We start from the raw sequence: 16,276 nt of genomic DNA on the forward strand, positions 1-16,276 counted from the left end.
TTTTAGAAAGCACCCCATGAAAATCACCCAAGACACCGTTGTCACCATGCACCACAAAGTGGTGAACGCCCAAGGCCAGTTGCTCGACAAAACGCAAGAGCCCACGTCCTACCTGCACGGCGGTTATGACAACACCTTCCCCAAAATTGAAGCGGCGTTGGAAGGCCAAGAAGTGGGTTTCACCACCACTTTGAAGCTGGCGCCGGCCGACGCCTTTGGCGAGCGCGACGAGAGCCTGGTGCAAACCATCCCCAAAAGCGAATTTCCGCCAGGCGTGAAGGTGGGGGGACAGCTGCGCGGTCGCTCGGCCGAAGGCCAGGAACAGGTGTTCAACGTGGTCAAGATCAAGGGCGACAAGGTGATTTTGGACGCCAACCATCCTTGGGCCGGTCAACACCTGACGCTGACTTTGACCGTGCAAGAAGTGCGGGCCGCTTCAGCCGATGAGATCACGCACCGACACGCGCACGGCGCACACGGCCACCACCATTGAGTGAATCAGTCGGGCTGCTCCGCGCTGGCGGGTGGTTCGTCGTAGACATCGGTCGCAAAACAGTCACGTACTGAAAACAGCATGGACGTGAAGAACATGGCTGCCACCATCATGGCCAGCGGCATGAAGGCGGCCATCATCAACTCCGGGTTGCCCAAAAAGCTCGCGATCACCATGGCCAATATCCCGGCCGACATGAAAATCACGCCCCAGGCGATCACATAAACCGTGAAGGCCTTGAGGTTGCGCCAACACGCCATGAAGCTGAAAAACAGGCTTTTGACGGCAGGCATGCCATACCAGTGGACCAGAGCAGGTGAGTGCCAGAACATCATGGACAGCGGCACGTAAAACAACATGGACACCCACAAAGCGTTTTGAAACGAGTCCGAAGTCACCACCTCCGGCGTCATGGGTGCCCCGCCAAAATAGACCTTCGCAAAAGTCCCGCCATCGGCCAGTGTGGACAAGCCCATCACCACCAAAAAGATCACGGCGTACAAGCTCCCCAAGATGAACATCGTCTGGCGATGCGGCCCGGCTTTGAAGGCCACAAACAGCACGCTGGGCATCGGGAATTTGCCGTCAGAGGCCACTTGGGTTGCAGCCATCATGCCCAGTGTGAGGGCGGGCAAAACCACCAAAGCCAAGGCACCCCCAATGAAGGGCACCATGGACACCACCGACACCGTGGCCATGAACAAAAAAAACAGGCCCGACATGGCCAAAGGCTGACGCCAAAAGGTGCGCATGCCCTGGCGTGCCCATTTAAGGCCCGCTTTGGCGGGAACAATTTGCAAGTTCATGGGTTCAGATCAGGGCAGACGCAGCAAGGGGGTGGTTGACCCTGCCACGCAAGACGCGTTCAAAATGGGTCGGGTCGTGGGGTTTGAGGATCGACGCTTCGCGGGGCAAATGGTAGTCCCAAAGCCTGGAAATCCAAAAACGCAAAGCCCCTGCGCGCAAAAGGGCAGGCAACAATTCGCGCTCAGTGGCGCTCAATGGGCGAGCTTGGTTGTAGGCGCTGAGCATGGCTTGGGCACGTTGTGCGTCGTGCGTGCCGCTGGGCAAATCGATGCACCAATCGTTCAGGCACACGGCCAGATCAAACAGCCAGGTGTCCACGCCTGCGAAATAGAAGTCAAAAAAGCCAGTGAGCTGCTCGCCGTCGAACATGACGTTGTCGCGGAACAGGTCGGCGTGCACCGGGCCACGGGGCAGGGCGGCATAAGCGGCGCTGCTGGCGATGTGGTTTTGGAAGGCCAGTTCGCTGCGCAGCAAGGCGGCTTGGGCTTCTTCTAAATAAGGCAGCACCACGGGCACGGTCTCGTTCCACCAGGGCAGACCGCGCAGGTTGGGTTGGCTGCGGTTGTAATCGGCCCCGGCCAGGTGCATGCGCGCCAGCATGTCGCCCACGGCGGCGCAGTGCATGGCCTGCGGTTGCAGCTGGCTTTTACCTGCGAGTTTGTTGACGACGGCGGCCGGTTTGCCGCTCACGGTGTGGAGGATGTCGCCATCGCGGTTGGCCGCGGGGTCGGGCACCGGAATGCCGCAACCTGCCAAGTGCTTCATCAGGTAGAGGTAAAAGGGCAGTTGCTCTTGTGTCAGGCGCTCGAACAAGGTGAGCACGTACTCGCCTTGGGTCGTGGTGGCGAAGTAGTTGGTGTTCTCGATGCCGCCTTCGATGCCGCGCAATTCGGTCAAGGCCCCCAGGTTCAGGGACTGCATCAGGCTGTCGGCCTGCGAGGGAGTGACTTCGGTGAATACCGCCATGGGAAGAGGGTCAAAGCGCCAGGAGTGGTTCTGGCTGAGGTGAGAAAGTGACGATTGTAGAGGGCGAAAAGCGATCAATGACCCGCAAAGGGCTGACTGCGCTGGGCCGATGTGGCAAAGCGAAGCGCCTCTGAGGCCCAGTGCAGTTAGCCCTTTGCGGGTCTGCCCGTGTTTGTTTGCCTTGCTGGCGGAGCGATGGTGTGTGGGGCCTGCGCCGAGGCTCAGAGGCGCTTCGCTTTGCCACATCGCCTCAGCGCAGGCCCCACACACCATCTGGGAGTTCGGCAGAGTTTATTGACGCTTCGCTTTGCCACATCGCCCTGGCGCAGGACCGGCCAACCGATCATGGGGTCGTTTGACGGTCAAGCCCTTAACCCGGTACACAATCGGGGGATGAGCGAAAACACCCCTGACACCGACACTGCCCCGACCCCCATTCAGCCCAGCCTTTTGTTGGTCGACGGCTCCAGCTACCTGTACCGCGCTTTCCATGCCATGCCCGACCTGCGGGCCGTGCCGGGCGATCCGACGAGTGCTGCTACGGGCGCCATTCGCGGCATGATCAACATGATGGAGCGGCTGCGCAAGGATGTACCTGCCGTGTATGCCGTGTGCGTTTTTGACGCAAAGGGCCCGACGTTTCGGGACGAGATGTACCCCGAGTACAAAGCCAACCGCAGCCCCATGCCCGACGATTTGCGCTCGCAGATCGAGCCGATCCACGAGCTGGTGCGCCTGATGGGCTGGACGGTGCTGGACGTGCCCGGTGTGGAAGCCGACGACGTGATCGCCACGCTGGCGCATGTGGCCGCGCAGCAAGGCATCCCAGTCACGGTGTCGAGTGGCGACAAGGACTTGAGCCAGTTGGTGAACGAGCACATCACCATCATCGACACCATGAACGGCAAGGTGCGCGATGTGGCGGGCGTGACCGCCGAGTTTGGCGTGCCGCCATCACTCATGATCGATTACCAGACCCTGGTGGGCGACACGGTGGACAACGTGCCGGGTGTGGCCAAGGTGGGCCCCAAGACGGCGGCCAAGTGGCTGATGGAATACGGCTCGCTCGACAAGCTCATGGAAAACGCCCACGACATCAAGGGCGTGGCGGGCGAGAACCTGCGCCAGGCGGTGGATTGGCTGCCCAAGGGCCGGGCGCTGGTGACCATGAAAACAGATTGCGACCTGAACGCTTGGGTGCCCGATTTGCCCTCGCTGGCCAGCCTGCACCTGCACGAGCCTGACAAAGACAAACTGCTCGATTTTTACCAGACCTATGGTTTCAAAGGGCTGGTGCAGTCGCTGGGTGGGGCTTTGCCTGCGCCTGCGGCCAAAGCCAAAGCGGCCAAACCCAAAGACACGGGCATGGGGGATTTGTTCGGTTCAGCTCAAGAAGATGAACCAGCAGCAGCCCCTGTGCTCGACACCGCCGCCAGCTCGGTGCAAGGCGAACTGAAATACGACACCGTGCTCGACTGGGCCGCGTTCGACACCTGGCTGGCCCGCATCGAACAAGCCCCACTCACCGCCATCGACACCGAAACGACTTCGCTCGACGCCATGCGGGCTGAGATCGTGGGCATCTCGCTGAGTGTCACGCCCGGCGAGGCGGCCTACATTCCGCTGGCCCACAACGGCCCGGGTGCCCCCGAGCAGCTGCCGCTGGCCGAGGTGCTGGCCAAGCTCAAGCCCTGGTTGGAAAACCCCGCCCGCCACAAGCTGGGCCAGAACATCAAATACGACCGCCATGTGTTCGCCAACCACGGCATCGAGGTGCAGGGCTATGCGCACGACACCATGCTGGAGAGCTATGTGCTTGAAGTGCACAAGCCGCATGGCCTCTCCAGCCTGGCCGAGCGGCATGTGGGCCGCCGGGGCGTGACTTACGAAGACCTGTGCGGCAAGGGTGCGCACCAGATCCCGTTTGCGCAGGTGGACGTGGACAAAGCCGCGCACTACTCCTGCGAAGACTCCGACCAGTGCCTGGACGTGCACTTGGCCCTGTGGCCGCAGATAGAAGCGCATGCCGGTCTGAAGTACGTTTACGAGTTGGAAATCGCCACCAGCGAATCGCTGTACCGCATCGAACGCAATGGTGTGCTGATCGACGCGCCCACACTGGCTGCGCAAAGCCAGGCGCTGGGCGAGCGCATCGTGCAGCTCGAAACCGAGGCCTACGAGATCGCGGGACAACCCTTCAACCTAGCCAGCCCCAAACAGCTGGGCGAGATCTTTTTTGACAAGCTGGGCCTTCCCGTCATCAAGAAAACCGCCACCGGCGCACGCAGCACCGACGAAGAGGTGCTGGAAAAACTGGCCGAAGACTACCCGCTGCCCGCCCGCATCCTGGAGCACCGCAGTCTCTCCAAGCTCAAAGGCACCTACACCGACAAGCTGGCGCAACTGGCTTTGCCGCGCACCGGCCGCGTGCACACCCACTATGCGCAGGCCGTGGCCGTGACGGGCCGTTTGTCGAGCAACGAGCCCAACCTGCAAAACATCCCGGTGCGCACCGCCGAAGGGCGCAAAGTGCGTGAGGCCTTTGTGGCCCCTGCAGGCTGCGTGATTGCGAGTGCCGACTACAGCCAGATCGAGCTGCGCATCATGGCGCACCTGAGCGACGACGCGGCCTTGCTCAAGGCCTTTCATGAAGGGCTGGACGTGCACAAAGCCACGGCGGCCGAAGTGTTTGGCGCGACGCCAGACACGGTGAGCAGCGAGCAGCGCCGCTACGCCAAGACCATCAACTTCGGTTTGATTTACGGCATGAGCGCGTTTGGTCTGGCCAAGGCGCTGGGCATCGACAACACCGCCGCCAAGAACTACATCACCCGCTACTTTGAGCGTTTTGCGGGCGTCAAACACTACATGGACGCCACCCGCGAGCAGGCCAAGGCGCTGGGCTATGTGGAGACCGTTTTTGGCCGCCGCCTGATGTTGCCCGAGATCAACAGCCCCAACGGCCCGCGCCGCGCCGGGGCCGAGCGCGCCGCCATCAACGCGCCCATGCAGGGCACAGCGGCCGACCTGATCAAGCTGAGCATGGTGGCGGTGCAAAAAGCGCTCGACGAACAAGGCAAGGCCACCAAAGTCATCATGCAGGTGCACGACGAATTGGTGTTCGAGGTGCCTGAATCAGAAGTCGAGTGGGTGCGCACCGAGGTGCCGCGCCTCATGGCGGGTGTGGCGGACTTGAAGGTGCCGCTCTTGGCCGAAGTGGGCTTTGGACCGAACTGGGAGCAGGCGCACTGACCTGTGGCGTGTGGGAGCGGCGCCCTCGCCGCGAAAGCCCTCGCAGACCACCGACCACGGGGTGGTCTCCTACAAAACAGGTGACGGTGCTTGCCATGGCACATGCTTTTGCATGATGGCCTCAAACAGCGAAGACCCCTCAAACGGTGCCAACCAATTCGCCAATGCTGACCAAGGCTGCACCGCAAACCAGCCTGGGTCGGTGTGGGCGAATTGCCGCACAAAAGGGGCGATGGCGGCGTCGGCCAAGCCAAAACAGGGTCCTGCCAGAAAGGGCTGTGCCTGCAAGCGGGCATCCAACCCGTGCAGCCAGACGACGGCCAGGTCTCGGTCGGCGAGGCCACTCCCCAGCCCAGAGCGATTCGGGTACTTGTAACGGTCCAGTTGCTGCTTGAAAGGCCCGTCGTTGTGCGCGATCAGCGCAAGCGCATCGGCCATGCCCGCATCCGACGCAGGGAGCCAGCCCAGCGGGTCGTGCTGGCCCAGAGCCCAAAGCATGATGTCCAGGCTTTGTTCCAGCACCTGCCCGCCGCCAGCGCCGGGCAGCCACAAGACCGGCACCGTGCCTTTGGGCGAGAGGCTCAGCAGGTGGGCGGGTTTGTTTTTCAACACCACTTCGCGGTGTTCGATGGCGATGCTGCTGGCGTGCAGCGCCAAGCGTGCCCGCATGGCGTAGGGGCAACGGCGAAACGAGTACAAAACAGGCAGGGCAGAGGCGGGCAGTGCAACGGCAGACATGTGGGCAGTTTAAATCGCCGCTCTGGTCCAAGCCCGCAACACCTGTGTCAAGATAAGCATCCTCTTATTTTGGTGCCTGGAGACTTGCTTTGAACAACGACCTGATCAACGATGGCCAAGCCCTTTTGGGTGGCCGAGTGGACGCGAGCGGCACCACCCGCCGCGTGGCCCTGCAAGCGGCTTTGGGCGTGGGTTACGCCGCAGCCGCTTTGCCCATCATGGCGCAAACCGCCGTCAAAACTTCCGCTGAAGGTCTGGTTTCGGGTGAGGTGACCATCGACGTCAATGGCTTCAAAATGCCCGCTTACCGCAGCGCGCCTGCGGGCAAGACCGGTTTGCCGGTGGTGCTGGTGATCTGCGAGATTTTTGGGGTGCACGAGTACATCGCCGACGTCACACGCCGCTTGGCCCAGGCCGGTTACCTGGCCATTGCCCCCGACATGTTTGTGCGCCAAGGCGATCCTAAAAACTACACCGACATTCCCAAACTGCAAGCCGAAGTCATCACCAAGGTGCCCGACGCCCAGGTGCTGGGTGATCTGGATGCGACCGTGGCTTGGGCGGCAGCCAACGGCGGCAACACCGACAAATTGGCCATCACCGGCTTTTGCTGGGGTGGCCGCATCACTTGGTTGTATACCGCGCACCAGCCCAAGATCAAGGCCGGTGTGGCCTGGTACGGCCGATTGGTGGGCAATGCCACGGCGCTGACGCCCGCACACCCTGTGGCCTTGGTGGGCAGCCTCAAGGGCCCAGTGCTGGGTTTGTACGGCGGGGCCGACACCGGCATCCCTCTTGACACAGTTGATAAGATGAAAGCCGAACTGGCCCAAGGGTCCGCCGCTGCCAAAGCCAGCGAGTTTGTGGTTTATCCTGAGGCTCCGCACGCTTTTCACGCCGATTACCGCCCCAGCTACCGCAAGGGACCTGCTGACGACGGCTGGCAACGTCTGCTGGCCTGGCTTAAACGCAACGGCGTGGCCTGACTTTGTGAGTGCTTAAACCGCCCTTCGGGGCGAAATTTTTAAAACCGCCCTAAGAGGCGGTTTGTTTTGGGGTGCAGTGCACCTCGGGAAACACGATGACTTTTTTGGCGATTTTGGTGGGCACTTTGGTGGCGGGCATCGGCAGCGTCTGGGTGGCCGCTTGGCTGAGCTTTGGCGTTTTGAGCCGTTACACCCAGCACATGCTCAGTCTGGCGGCAGGCGCTTTGATGGCGACGTCTTTTTTACACCTGTTGCCCGAGGCTTTTGAAAGCGATCTGGCACCACACACTTTGTTCATGACCTTGCTGCTGGGCTTGGTGTTCTTCTTTTTGCTCGACAAGGCGGAGCTCTGGCACCACGGGCACGAACACGCCCACGGGCATGGGCATGGGCAGGGTCACCATGACCACGGTCATTCGCCTGATGGGGGCCATGCTGAAGCCGATGCCAAAGTGCATGCACATGGGAGCGCCGATTCGGATGAGACGCCGCGTGGTCAATGGGCCATTTTGGCGGGAGACAGCGTGCATTGTTTTGGTGATGGCATCTTGATCGCCTCTGCTTTCATCGCTGACATGCGCTTGGGCGTGATCGCCGCCTTGGCAGTGCTGGCGCACGAAGTGCCCCACCACATGGGCGATCTGGCGGTGTTGCGGCAGGGCAGCAGCAGCCGCCGTGCGGCGATCGTCAAGGTCTCCATGGCGGGAGCCATCACCGCTTTCGGTGGGGCGGTGGGCTACGTGCTGGTGGATGCCTTGCACGACTGGCTGCCGTTTTTCCTGGTCGTGGCCAGCAGCAGCTTCATCTATGTCGCTTTGGCCGATTTGATTCCTCAGTTACAAAAGCGCCTGAGTGCGCGTGAGACAGCAGCGCAGATCATCTGGCTGTCTGTCGGCATGGGCATGGTGGTGCTGGTCAGCACATTGGCAGGACACAGCCACTGAGCCCAAGGGCTTCAGCCCTTCGCGCAGGGCAGTCCCGGCGTATTGCTCCATTCGCTCCAGCTGCCAGCGTACAAAGCCGTGGGGCCGAAACCGGCCAACTCCATGGCCAGCACATTGGGTACGGCCGTCACGCCGCTGCCACAGTGGTGCACCACGCTGCTGCCTGAGCGGCCAGCCAGCAGATGATCCCATTCGGCTTTGAGCAGTTCTGGGCTTTTGAATCGGCCGTCTTCGTTGAAGTTCTCGGTGAACGGCCGGTTCAAAGCCCCGGGAATGTGCCCAGCCACCGGGTCAAGCGGCTCCGTCTCGCCTCGGAAGCGCGCACCGGCACGGGCATCCACAATGGTTTGTTCAGGGCGGCCTAAGCCATTGGCAACAGCCTCGGTCAACACCAGCTGCCGCAGGGGGGCTTTCAATTCAAAGTTCGCAGGCACAGGTACAGGTAAGGGCGAGGGGCCGGGTCCCGAGGCAAGTGCACCGCCAATGTCTTTCCACGCCTGCAGTCCACCGTCCAGTACCGCCACGGCTTCGTGTCCCAGCCACTTGAGCATCCACCACAAGCGGCCACAGTAAAAGCCTTTGTTCTGGTCATACACCACGATTTGCATGCCGTTGTGGATGCCCAAACTGCCCAACCACTGGGCCACGATCTCGCGCTTGGGCAAGGGGTGACGCCCGCCATTGACAGCTTCATCCGCGTTGTGCGTGCTCAGGTTTCGGTCCAGATGGGCATGCCAAGCGCCGGCGATGTGCTCGGCAGCAAACAAGCCATCGGCCAACTCCGGCTTCATCAAATCAAAGCTGCAGTCGAGCACGGCGCAAGGCGTGCCTTGGGCTTGCAGGTCTTGCAATTGGGTGGCGGTGATCAGCAAGGTGTGCATGGGGTGAGTCTCCAAAAATTCAGTGGTCTTCTGCGGGGGCGAGTGGCAGCGCGCGGCTGCGCAGCACGGTTGAGGCGATGCCGCTGGCCATGATGAGGGCCATGCCCAACCAGCCCATGAGCGGGATGTGGTCGCCAAACAGCATCAGGCCAAACAAGGCACCAAAAACGATGCCCGAATACTGCAAGTTCGCCACCACCAGGGTCGAGCCCCGGCTGTAAGCATTGGTCATGCACAACTGGCCCAGGGCGGCCAGCACACCAATGGGCAGCAACCACAACATGCTGGGCCACACCCATGGACTCAAGCCTGTGACGAGCATGAGCGCAGCGCCCACCACGGTTGTTCCGACGGAAAAATAAAACACCGTGCGCGCTTCGGGCTCGTTCAGACGTCCCAAAGCGGCCACTTGCATGTAAGCCAAAGCCGCGATCAGGCCCGAGAGCAGACCGACGATGCCGGCAAACAACTGGTCTTGTTCGATGGTCGGGCGCAGCAACAAGATGACGCCGCCAAAACCTGCAATCACCGTCAGCACGATGGGCCCTTGTCGGGTCGCTTCTTGCAGTTTCCCCATGACCAGGGTGCCACCCACCAGAAAAACAGCCACCCAGATGCCGCTCATGTAATTGAGCGTGATGGCGGTGGCCAGTGGCAGGTGGGCAATCGCATAAAACCAGGCGGCCAGTGAAGTGACGCCGATCACCGAACGCCAGACATGCATCATGGGGATCGGCGTGCGCAAAGGCACCCCTTTTGCCCGGCAGAGGGAGGCCATGAACACCATGCCGATCAGACCCCGAAAAAAAACAAGCTCAGAGGTCTGAAAGTGGACCGACGCGTATTTGATGCAAACCCCCATCGTCGAGAAGAACAAGGATGCCAAGATCATCCAGGAGGCTTGCATGGTTGCCTTCGGTTCAGAGGTCGTTCATCTGCCGGCGGTACCACTCATGGAAGTGCTGCATGCCGTCTTCCATGGGGCTTTGGTAAGGGCCGACTTCGTTGTCGCCGCGGGCGAGCAGGGCTTTGCGGCCCGCGTCCATGCGCTCTGCAATTTCATCGTCCTCGATGCAGGTTTCCATGTAGGCCGCTTGCTGGGCTTCGACAAATTCACGCTCGAAAGCCACGATTTCTTCGGGGTAATAAAACTCCACCATGTTCAGCGTTTTGTGGGCGCTGACCGGGTGCAAGGTCGACACGGTGAGCACATGCGGGTACCACTCGACCATGATGTGCGGGTAGTAGGTCAGCCAGATCGCACCACGCTCTGGCAGTTGGCCGTTGCGGTACTTGAGCAGCACTTCGTGCCATGTTTTGTAAGCGTCAGAGCCAGGCTTGCCAAAGCCGCCCGACACGCCCACGGTTTGCACCGAGTAGTGCTCCTTGAACTCCCAGTTCAGGTCGTCACAAGTGACGAACTGGCCCAGCCCGGGGTGGAAGGGGCCGACGTGGTAGTCCTCCAGATAGACCTCGATGAAGGTCTTCCAGTTGTAGTTGCACTCGTGCAGCTCCACGCGGTCGAGCGCATAACCCGAAAAATCGAGTTGGCTGCGGGGGCCCATGCCCCTCAAGTCCGAGGCGATGTCTCGGCCGTTGTCTTCAAAAAGCAGACCGTTCCATTCCTGCAACTTGTAGTTGTTCAGGTTCAAGCAGGGGTCTTGTGCAAAGTGAGGGGCGCCCAGCAACTGGCCGTCAGGCGCGTAAGTCCAGCGGTGCAGGGGGCACACAATGTTGCCGCCCGCGCTGCCTTTTTGCTGGGTGTGCAGATTGCCCCGGCCACCCAGCATCACGGCTTGGCGGTGGCGGCAGACATTCGAAACCAGCTCGACCCCGCCCTGGGCGTTGCGCACCAAGGCGCGGCCTTCGGCCTCATGGGGCAGGGCGTAGTAGTCGCCCGGATGGGGCACCGACAACTGGTGGCCCACATAACGAGGGCCTTGCCGAAAGAGCGTGTTCAATTCGCGCTGGAACAGCGCTTCATCGAAATAAGTGGAAACTGGTAGTTGGCTTGCGGCCTGCTGCAGTTGAAGACTTAAATCAGACATGGGTGACCTGACCTAGAGACTCCCCCTATGAAGGGGCAGGAACAAAGCGCTGAATTCAAGGAAAACGGCGCAAAAAATGACAGGGAATCCCTGTCGAGGAGCCGCGATTCTAACCCGGGGGCCGCCGCCGATTGGGGCGTGCCATGCCATTCCATCTGAAAGCCTGGGCCTGATGCTGAGCCAGGGCAATTTGCCCATCCCCCTGCATCTTGATGACTTGACCATCTCAACGGTCGGCCAAGTCCAGGCTTAAAGCCTAAAATCGGTTTTTTTGTCGGAAGATCCCATGCCCAAGGCTGCTCAACCTGTCATCGCCGATGCCGCTCCGGCTGATTTGCCTGCCACCTATGAAGCGGCTTTGTCGGAACTGGAAAACTTGGTGGGGCAGCTCGAGTCTGGGCAAATGCCTTTGGACCAGCTTTTGACCGGTTACCAGCGTGGTGCTGTTTTGCTCGCCTTTTGCCGTGACAAGCTCAAAGCCGTCGAAGACCAAATCCAGGTGTTGGATGGCGGACAACTCAAACCTTGGAGTGGCGCATGAGCCAGTTGGACCTCAAAGCATGGATGCAGCCGCACCTTGAGCGCGTTGAGCGCGCCTTGTCAGAGGGCATTGAGGCCCACTCGCCCGCCGCTTTGGGCGAGGCCATGCGCTACGCCGTGTTGGACGGCGGCAAGCGATTGCGTCCTTTGCTGGTGCTGGCCACTGCCGAGGCCGTAGGCGGCGCTTCAAGCAACCCGGCCGCGCTCAATGCGGCTTGCGCCATTGAATTGATCCACGCGTATTCGTTGGTGCACGACGACATGCCCTGCATGGACAACGACGTGCTTCGGCGCGGCAAACCCACAGTGCATGTTCAGTTTGGCGAAGCACAAGCCTTGCTGGCCGGTGACGCCCTGCAGACCTTGGCTTTTGAACTGCTCACGCCCCAAGACGCCAGCGTGAGCGCTGCGGTACAAGCAGCTTGTGTGGGTTTGCTGGCCCGGGCTTCGGGCTACCAAGGCATGGCTGGGGGGCAAGCGATTGACCTGGCCAGTGTGGGGCAGCGCTTGACTGAGGACCAGTTGCGCCAAATGCACCGCCTCAAAACAGGGGCCTTGCTGTTGTGCAGCGTGCAGATGGGCGCGGCCTGCGTGTCGGGTGTTCAAGCCCCTGTGCAAGCGGCGCTCCAGCGTTTTGGCGAGGTCCTGGGCCTGGCCTTTCAGGTGGTCGACGATGTGCTGGATGTGACCGCCGATTCGGCCACCCTGGGCAAAACGGCGGGCAAAGACGAAGCCGCCGACAAACCCACCTATGTGGCCTTGATGGGTCTGGACGCGGCCAAAGCCTATGCCGACACCTTGGCCGCTCAGGCCATGCAGGCATTGGCTGATACCGGCTTTCCCGAGGACCGTTTGGCCGCTTTGCGTGCCCTGACCGCCATGGTGGTCAACAGAAACAATTGACATGACCCATTTGCTTCCCCATATCGACCAGCCCGCAGACCTGCGGCGATTGCCGCGCAACGAACTGCCTCGCCTGGCCGATGAGCTGCGCCAGTGCGTCTTGGACAACGTGTCCAAAACCGGTGGGCACCTGAGCTCCAACCTCGGCACAGTGGAGTTGACGGTGGCTTTGCACTATGTGTTCAACACCCCCGAAGACCGCATCGTTTGGGACGTGGGCCACCAGACTTACCCGCACAAAATCCTCACAGGTCGGCGCGATCGCATGCCCACACTGCGCCAGTTCGACGGCTTGTCGGGCTTTCCGCGCCGCGACGAGAGCGCATACGACACCTTCGGCACGGCCCATTCGTCCACCAGCATTTCTGCCGCTTTGGGCATGGCCGTGGCGGCCCGTCAAAAAGGGGAGTCCCGCCATTCGATTGCCGTGATCGGAGATGGGGCCATGACGGCTGGCATGGCCTTTGAAGCTTTGAACAACGCGGGTGTTGAAGATTGCAAACTGCTGGTGATTCTGAACGACAACGACATGTCGATCAGCCCACCGGTGGGCGCGCTCAACCGCTATTTGGCGCAGCTGATGAGTGGGCGTTTTTACTCGGCCGCCAAGGCGGGTGCCAAGAACGTCTTGAAAAATGCGCCGCCCCTGTTTGAGTTGGCCAAGCGTTTCGAAGAAACCGCCAAGGGCATGGTGGTGCCCGCCACGCTGTTCGAGAAATTCGGCTTCAACTACATCGGCCCGATCGACGGACACGACCTGGAGTCGCTGATTCCGACGCTGGAAAACATCAAGCACTTGAGCGGCCCGCAGTTTTTGCATGTGGTGACCAAAAAAGGCCAAGGCTACGACAAGGCCGAAGCCGACCCGGTGGCCTACCACGGCCCCGGCAAGTTTGACCCGAGCGTGGGCCTGGTGCCTGCGGTCACGCCCGCCAAAACCACCTTCACCCAGGTGTTTGGCCAGTGGCTGTGCGACATGGCCGAAAAAGACCTGCGCTTGGTCGGCATCACACCCGCCATGCGCGAAGGCTCGGGCATGGTCGAATTTCACCAGCGCTTTCCCAAGCGTTATTACGATGTGGGCATTGCCGAGCAACACGCTGTGACCTTTGCAGCCGGCATCGCCTGCGAGGGCCTCAAGCCCGTGGTGGCCATTTACTCCACCTTTTTGCAACGCGGTTACGACCAGCTCATCCACGACGTGGCGCTGCAGAATTTGCCCGTGGTGTTTGCGATTGACCGAGCCGGCTTGGTGGGGGCCGACGGTGCCACCCACGCGGGAGCGTATGACATCGCTTTCATCCGCTGCATCCCCAACATGAGCTTGGCTTGCCCGGCCGACGAGCGCGAATGCCGCCAGCTGCTGAGCACCGCTTATGCCCAAAACCACCCGGTGGCGGTGCGTTACCCGCGCGGTGCGGGCGTGGGCGCGGTCCCTGGACGCGATCTGGACACCTTGCCTTTTGGCAAAGGCGAAGTGCGTCGCCAAGGCGAAAAAATCGCCATTTTGGCTTTCGGCACCTTGCTGGCGCCAGCACTGGAGGCCGCAGAAAAACTCAACGCCACCGTGGTCAACATGCGTTGGGTCAAGCCGCTGGACGTCGAACTCTTGAGCCAAATCGCTCAAACCCACGAGCGCTTGGTCACGGTGGAAGACGGCTGCATCATGGGCGGCGCGGGCAGTGCGGTGTCCGAAGCTTTGCAAGCGGCGGGTCTGGTGCGGCCCTTGTTGCAATTGGGTTTTGCCGACGAATTCATCGAACATGGCGACCCGGTCAAGTTGCTGGCCTTGCAAGGCTTGGACGCCTCTGGCATCGCGCAATCCATAGAACAACGCTGGCCTCAAGGTGGCGATTCAAACGCCGTTTGAATTTATTTCAAGTTTTGTGAATTTCAGTTCTTTTATTAATTTTTGATCTCGCAAAAAGGGTAAACCCCTGCTTTTTGGCTGTGGCAGTTTCTTACAATAGGGATTGACCACAGAGTCAACGCTCACCTGTCTCGGGCGTGTCTTTCATTTTCTTTAGGAGTCCATTCATGGATCGTCGTTCCGTCATTAAAAACGCTGGCTTGGCTGGCGTCTTGGCCGCTGGTGTTGCACCTGCCGTTCACGCACAAGCCGCCATCCGTTGGCGTCTGAGCTCCAGCTTCCCCAAAGCGCTGGACACCATTCACGGCGCAGCCGATGTGTTCGCCAACAGCGTCAAAGCCATGTCGGGCGGCAAGTTCGAAATTTCGGTGCACGCTGCCGGTGAAATCACCCCGCCATTTGGTGTGGTGGATGCGGTGCAGCAAGGCTCCATCGAGATGGCCCACACAGCCCCTTACTATTTCTTCGGCAAAAACGAAACATTCGCCTTGGGTTGCTCCATTCCGTTTGGTCTGAACAGCCGTCAAATGACCGCTTGGATGCTCGAGGGCAATGGCCTGAAGCTGATGCGCGAGTTTTACGCCCAGTACAACATCATCAACTTTTTGGGCGGCAATACCGGCGCTCAAATGGGTGGTTGGTACCGCAAAGAAATCAAGACCGTCGCGGACATGAAGGGTCTGAAAATGCGCATTGGCGGCTTTGCTGGCCGTATCCTTGAGCGCATGGGCTCTGTGCCCCAAAACATCCCTGGCGGCGAGATCTACACGTCCTTGGAAAAAGGCACGATCGATGCGGCCGAGTGGATTGGCCCTTACGATGACCAGAAGCTGGGCTTCAACAAAGTGGCCCCGTTCTATTACTACCCAGGCTGGTGGGAAGGTGGTCCTCAGTTGGACTTCTTCATCAACCAAAAAGCCTACGACGCGCTGTCGGCCGAAAACAAGGCCATCGTGACCGCGGCCACGGCTGTGGCCCACACCACCATGCAAGCCAAGTACGATGCCAAAAACCCGGGTGCTTTGAAAGAGCTCGTGGGCAAGGGCACCAAGCTGCGTGCATTCCCAGAAGCGGTCTTGAAGGAAGCCTTCAAGCAGTCCATGGAAGTCTATGACGAGCTGAATGGCAAAAACGCCGACTGGAAGAAAATTTACGGTGACTACCGCAAATTCCAAGCGGACCAAAACCTGTGGTTCCGCTTCACTGAAATGTCTTTTGACAAGTTCATGCAAGCCCAAAAGCTCTGATTGGATTCACCCACAAAAAAACCGGCCTTGGCCGGTTTTTTTGTGCCCGAAAGGGGCTCGAAATGAAGACCAGGAGGGTCAACGCATGGCCCGAAAGGCTTTGAGCTCTGCGCCCATGCGTTTGAACTCCTCGATCATTTCAGGGTTGCAGGCGTAAATGACTGTGAATTTCCCCATCAGAGTGCGGGCATATAAGCGGGGTGCAATGACGGCATCCATTCCCGGCACGCGGATGAGTTTCACATAAGCCAAGTCGCGCAGTTCGACTTTTTTGTGCCAGATCCAGGTTTGCTCCAGGGTTTCGGCGGTCAGCCTTGTTTTGCCCAACAGCAAGTGACCCACGGTGTAGGCCATGATGCCCCAGGCCGCCCAGATCCAGAGGTAATCGGTCTGAACCACTTGGGAGCCATGCAGTTGGTAAGCCCAGAAGGCCAAACCCAGCAAGAGCGTGACGGCCAAGACTTTGAAAGGCAAGCTGAAGGCTTGCGAACTCATGGTTTCTTCACGGGGTGTGAAGCGAAAGGGGGCAGGACCCAAGTGCTCGGTCAAATCAGGGGGGATGGGCGATGTCATTGCGTGGAGTCCATGAAAAAACGCCTCG

The 16,276-nt window shown here is 60.3% G+C and carries 15 protein-coding genes; 8 read left to right on the top strand and 7 right to left on the bottom strand.

Annotated features, from left to right (window positions below; all coding sequences use genetic code 11):
- Positions 1–16 precede the first annotated feature (16 nt).
- Positions 17–493 carry a peptidylprolyl isomerase gene (locus B9Z40_RS15805; RefSeq protein WP_100174324.1) on the top strand — a complete coding sequence of 159 codons (477 nt, stop codon included), beginning with the start codon at positions 17–19 and terminating at the stop codon, positions 491–493.
- 5 nt (positions 494–498) lie between these two features.
- Here B9Z40_RS15805 and B9Z40_RS15810 read toward each other — a convergent pair whose 3' ends face one another.
- Both B9Z40_RS15810 and B9Z40_RS15815 read right to left on the bottom strand, forming a co-directional pair.
- On the bottom strand, positions 499–1,299 hold the full coding sequence (locus B9Z40_RS15810) for a BPSS1780 family membrane protein (protein ID WP_100174325.1): 801 nt from the start codon (positions 1,297–1,299) through the stop codon (positions 499–501).
- A gap of 4 nt (positions 1,300–1,303) precedes the next feature.
- Positions 1,304–2,266 carry a homoserine kinase gene (locus tag B9Z40_RS15815; RefSeq protein WP_100174326.1) on the bottom strand — a complete coding sequence of 321 codons (963 nt, stop codon included), beginning with the start codon at positions 2,264–2,266 and terminating at the stop codon, positions 1,304–1,306.
- Positions 2,267–2,659: 393 nt separating this feature from the next.
- Here B9Z40_RS15815 and polA point away from each other — a divergent pair, with 393 nt between their 5' ends.
- The gene (polA, locus tag B9Z40_RS15820; RefSeq protein ID WP_100174327.1) at positions 2,660–5,518 is read left to right on the top strand and encodes a DNA polymerase I; all 2,859 of its coding nucleotides are present in this window, start codon (positions 2,660–2,662) and stop codon (positions 5,516–5,518) included.
- 69 nt (positions 5,519–5,587) lie between these two features.
- Here polA and B9Z40_RS15825 read toward each other — a convergent pair whose 3' ends face one another.
- Positions 5,588–6,256, bottom strand: coding sequence for a glutathione S-transferase (locus B9Z40_RS15825; RefSeq protein ID WP_100174328.1), 669 nt, complete (start codon positions 6,254–6,256; stop codon positions 5,588–5,590).
- Positions 6,257–6,345: 89 nt separating this feature from the next.
- On the opposite strand from B9Z40_RS15825, the gene B9Z40_RS15830 reads away from it, so the two are divergent.
- On the top strand, positions 6,346–7,242 hold the full coding sequence (locus tag B9Z40_RS15830; RefSeq protein ID WP_100174329.1) for a dienelactone hydrolase family protein: 897 nt from the start codon (positions 6,346–6,348) through the stop codon (positions 7,240–7,242).
- A gap of 95 nt (positions 7,243–7,337) precedes the next feature.
- On the top strand, positions 7,338–8,186 hold the full coding sequence (locus B9Z40_RS15835; protein ID WP_100174330.1) for a ZIP family metal transporter: 849 nt from the start codon (positions 7,338–7,340) through the stop codon (positions 8,184–8,186).
- 11 nt (positions 8,187–8,197) lie between these two features.
- On the opposite strand, the gene B9Z40_RS15840 is transcribed toward B9Z40_RS15835, so the two are convergent.
- From B9Z40_RS15840 to B9Z40_RS15850, 3 genes are read right to left on the bottom strand one after another with little or no spacing between them, the layout of a single operon-like run.
- A complete protein-coding gene (locus B9Z40_RS15840; RefSeq protein WP_100174331.1) occupies positions 8,198–9,067 on the bottom strand; it encodes a sulfurtransferase in 870 nt (289 codons plus the stop codon).
- 19 nt (positions 9,068–9,086) lie between these two features.
- Positions 9,087–9,974: a DMT family transporter gene (locus B9Z40_RS15845; protein WP_100174332.1), complete on the bottom strand. Its 888-nt coding sequence runs from the start codon at positions 9,972–9,974 to the stop codon at positions 9,087–9,089.
- Positions 9,975–9,987: 13 nt separating this feature from the next.
- Complete coding sequence (locus B9Z40_RS15850) at positions 9,988–11,115, bottom strand: aromatic ring-hydroxylating dioxygenase subunit alpha (RefSeq protein WP_100174333.1); 1,128 nt, start codon at positions 11,113–11,115, stop codon at positions 9,988–9,990.
- 286 nt (positions 11,116–11,401) lie between these two features.
- On the opposite strand from B9Z40_RS15850, the gene xseB reads away from it, so the two are divergent.
- The 4 genes from xseB (at position 11,402) to B9Z40_RS15870 (ending at position 15,675) form a co-directional block, all read left to right on the top strand.
- Complete coding sequence (gene xseB, locus B9Z40_RS15855) at positions 11,402–11,656, top strand: exodeoxyribonuclease VII small subunit (RefSeq protein ID WP_100174334.1); 255 nt, start codon at positions 11,402–11,404, stop codon at positions 11,654–11,656.
- Positions 11,653–12,558: a polyprenyl synthetase family protein gene (locus B9Z40_RS15860; protein WP_100174335.1), complete on the top strand. Its 906-nt coding sequence runs from the start codon at positions 11,653–11,655 to the stop codon at positions 12,556–12,558. The genes xseB and B9Z40_RS15860 overlap by 4 nt, the downstream gene beginning before the upstream one ends.
- Before the next feature lies 1 nt (position 12,559).
- A complete protein-coding gene (dxs, locus tag B9Z40_RS15865) occupies positions 12,560–14,428 on the top strand; it encodes a 1-deoxy-D-xylulose-5-phosphate synthase (RefSeq protein ID WP_199172583.1) in 1,869 nt (622 codons plus the stop codon).
- 167 nt (positions 14,429–14,595) lie between these two features.
- The gene (locus B9Z40_RS15870) at positions 14,596–15,675 is read left to right on the top strand and encodes a TRAP transporter substrate-binding protein (RefSeq protein WP_100174337.1); all 1,080 of its coding nucleotides are present in this window, start codon (positions 14,596–14,598) and stop codon (positions 15,673–15,675) included.
- 78 nt (positions 15,676–15,753) lie between these two features.
- Here the strand turns inward: B9Z40_RS15870 and B9Z40_RS15875 are convergent, their stop codons facing one another.
- On the bottom strand, positions 15,754–16,248 hold the full coding sequence (locus B9Z40_RS15875; protein ID WP_100174338.1) for a hypothetical protein: 495 nt from the start codon (positions 16,246–16,248) through the stop codon (positions 15,754–15,756).
- Positions 16,249–16,276: the final 28 nt, after the last annotated feature.

Source organism: Limnohabitans sp. 15K (assembly GCF_002778285.1).
Classification (GTDB): domain Bacteria; phylum Pseudomonadota; class Gammaproteobacteria; order Burkholderiales; family Burkholderiaceae_C; genus Limnohabitans_A.